Origin of the sequence: Albidovulum sp., from assembly GCF_049646345.1 — a bacterium.
Lineage (GTDB): Bacteria > Pseudomonadota > Alphaproteobacteria > Rhodobacterales > Rhodobacteraceae > Albidovulum.
The window spans coordinates 1-2,935 of record NZ_JBARVQ010000865.1; the positions used below are offsets into that span (position 1 = coordinate 1).

Genomic DNA, 2,935 nt, shown 5'->3' on the forward strand with positions numbered 1-2,935 from the left:
CGCCGGCATAGCCCGGCTCTTCGATCAGGGCGCTGTCGCCGGGATCGGCGAGGGCAAGTGCGATGAGCGTGAGCGAAGCCTGGCTGCCCGGCGTGATCAGGATCTGTGCGGGCGTCACATGCATGCCCCGGTCGGCGGACAGGCGGCGCGCCAGAACCTCACGCAGAAGCGGCAGGCCAGTATAGTCGGCATAGGCAAAACCCGGCCCCTGCCTGCGGCGCGCGGCGCGACGCAGATGCAGTCCCCATTCATCGCCGGGAAAGAGCGACTCGTCTGGATGGCCGGGGGACATGAGGCCGCCGCCACTGCGCCGCTTTCCGCCTTCCGCCCAGTTCAGTCCGCGCAGGCTTGGCCCTGAATTCACCGGTGCTGCTGACGGCGGTGGTGCTGTGCTGGCCTGCGGTTCAAGGACCAGTGGCGCGGCGCCCGGGCGGATGCTGACGGCCCCCTCGGCGCGCAACAATTCATAGGCCGCATTCACCGTGTTGCGCGACAGGCCAAGCGCAGCGGCCGCGGCGCGGGAGGAGGGAAGGCTGCCCGTGGCCCGCCCGGACCGGATCGCCTCCATGAGGTCGCGGTAAAGCTGCACGGCCAGCGATCCGGTGCGGGCCGCGTCCGGTTGTGTCAGCGCGGTCAGTGCGAGTGGTTCCATGAAATGCACCAAATCTGGATCTTTCATGGAACCATACAAGGACCTAATCCTGCCGACAAGAAACGGAGGACACATGACCACGCCACCCCTCTATGCCAAGATGAGAAACCCGAACCGCAAGGTCGATGATGAGGCGGTCGCCCATGCGATCCTCGATCAGGGATTGGTTGCCCATGTCGGTTTCGTCGCCCATGAGCGGCCGATGGTGATCCCGATGGCCTATGCCCGCGATGGCGACCGGCTTTACATTCACGGCGCATCCAAAACCCGGGCGGTCGCGAAGACCGGCGGCTTGCCGATGTGCCTGACGGTGACGCTTATTGACGGGCTGGTCGCGGCGCGCTCGGGCTTTCACCATTCGGTCAACTATCGTTCTGTCGTCGTTCATGGCATGGCGCGCAAAGTGACCGACAAGGCCGAATTCGACCGGGCGCTGCAACTGATCACCGAACACCTTTTGCCCGGCCGCTATGATGAAATCCGCGCGAATACCGGGCAGGAAGAAAAGGCGACCGGTGTGCTCGCGCTTGATATCGAGGCGATGACGGTCAAGGTGCGATCTGGCCCGCCCGTCGATGATGAGGTGGATCATGGGCTTGATCTGTGGAGTGGTGTTCTGCCGATCTCGACCGCCATCGGACGCGGTGTGCCCGATGGGTTCACCGATGCGTCCAGGCCCGAGCCGCAGAGTTTCGCGGCGGCGCGGAAGAAGTTTCTGGTCTGACCGGATGGGGCGGAGTTACCGCCCCACCCCGGAATAGGCCTCAAACCCCGCCGCTTTCGCATCACGCGGCGAATAGATGTTGCGAAGGTCCGCCATGCGCGGGCTTTTCATCGTGGCGGCAAGCCGGGGCAGGTCGAGCGCGCGGAATTCATTCCATTCGGTCAGGACAACCACGACATCTGCATCGGCGGCGGCGCTATAGGCGTCCTCCTGCCAGTCGACACCGGGCAGAAGGTGTTCGCCCTCGCGCCGCCCCTGCGGGTCGACGACGCGCACCTTCGCGCCATTGCCGACAAGGGCGGGCACGATGGCCAGTGACGGCGCATCGCGCATGTCGTCGGTGTTCGGCTTGAACGTGACGCCGAGCACGGCCACCGTCTTGCCGTTCACCGATCCGTCGCAAAGGTCCATGATCTTTTCGATCATGCGGCGCTTGATCTCTTCATTGACCTTGATGACCGTCTCGACGATCTGGATCGGAGCGGCATGTTCCTGTCCGATCCGGGCGAGTGCCTGCGTATCCTTGGGAAAACACGACCCGCCATAGCCGGGCCCCGCATGCAGGAACTTGTTGCCGATCCGGTTGTCGAGGCCCATGCCCTTCGACACCTGCTTCACATCCGCGCCGACCTTTTCGCAAAGCCGGGCGATTTCGTTGATGAAGGTGATCTTGGTCGCAAGGAAGGCGTTCGCCGCGTATTTGATCATCTCGGCGGTCTCAAGATCGGTATAGAGAACCGGGAAATCGCGCAGGAACAGCGGGCGGTAAATCTCGCCCATCACCTTGCGGGCCCGGTCCGAGGTCACGCCGACAACCACCCGGTCGGGGCGCATGAAGTCGTCGATAGCCGCGCCTTCGCGCAGAAATTCCGGGTTGGAGGCGACGTCGAATTCGGCCGCGGGGGCCGCTTTCTCCACCACGGCGCGGACGGCGGCATTGGTGCCGACCGGAACGGTCGATTTGGTGACGATGACGGCATAGCCGGTGAGCGCGCGGCCGATCTCTTCTGCCGCCGCCATCACATAGGTCAGATCGGCATGGCCATCGCCGCGCCGCGTCGGCGTGCCGACGGCGATAAAGACCGCATCTGCCCCGGCAACGGCGGCTTTCAGATCGCCGGTGAAGGTCAGCCGCCCTGCGGCGACATTGCGGGCCATGAGGGTGTCGAGCCCCGGCTCATAGATCGGCACTTCGCCACGGGTCAGCATCTCGACCTTGCGCGGATCCTTGTCCACGCAGATGACGTCATGCCCGAAATCGGACAGGCAGACCCCCGAAACCAGGCCGACATAACCTGTGCCGATCATCGCAATCTTCATAAACTGACCCTCGTGAAATGTGTTGCGACGACATGGAACGAACCCCCGGTCCGTGTCAACGGCGGGCGGGGTAATCTGATGTGGCAGGGGTTCGAATTATCGGTGAATCGGAGACAGTTCCCGCATCCCATCCCGTTTTTTGCAAATGCATGAATGCAAATCACGGCGTGGCGACGATAGATGGTCGCAGCAGCAGCACCTTTTCTCGGCTGTGTACGGACCTGATCTGCGATCTTGGG

At 63.6% G+C, this 2,935-nt stretch carries 3 protein-coding genes; 1 reads left to right on the top strand and 2 read right to left on the bottom strand.

Annotation, left to right across the window (positions count from 1 at the left end; all coding sequences use genetic code 11):
• On the bottom strand, positions 1-652 hold a 652-nt coding region (locus WBB85_RS22610), incomplete at its 3' end, for an aminotransferase class I/II-fold pyridoxal phosphate-dependent enzyme (protein WP_432640820.1).
• 73 nt (positions 653-725) lie between these two features.
• On the opposite strand from WBB85_RS22610, the gene WBB85_RS22615 reads away from it, so the two are divergent.
• Positions 726-1,376 (top strand): pyridoxamine 5'-phosphate oxidase family protein, encoded by a 651-nt coding sequence (locus WBB85_RS22615; protein ID WP_432640821.1) that lies wholly within the window; start codon positions 726-728, stop codon positions 1,374-1,376.
• Positions 1,377-1,391: 15 nt separating this feature from the next.
• Here the strand turns inward: WBB85_RS22615 and WBB85_RS22620 are convergent, their stop codons facing one another.
• Positions 1,392-2,696 carry a UDP-glucose dehydrogenase family protein gene (locus WBB85_RS22620; protein ID WP_432640822.1) on the bottom strand — a complete coding sequence of 435 codons (1,305 nt, stop codon included), beginning with the start codon at positions 2,694-2,696 and terminating at the stop codon, positions 1,392-1,394.
• Positions 2,697-2,935: the final 239 nt, after the last annotated feature.

Excerpts from the sequence above, each read along its gene's own strand:
- WBB85_RS22615 (WP_432640821.1), top strand. The coding sequence starts at position 726 with ATGACCACGCCACCCCTCTATGCCAAGATGAGAAACCCGAACCGCAAG.
- WBB85_RS22620 (WP_432640822.1), bottom strand. The coding sequence starts at position 2,696 with ATGAAGATTGCGATGATCGGCACAGGTTATGTCGGCCTGGTTTCGGGG.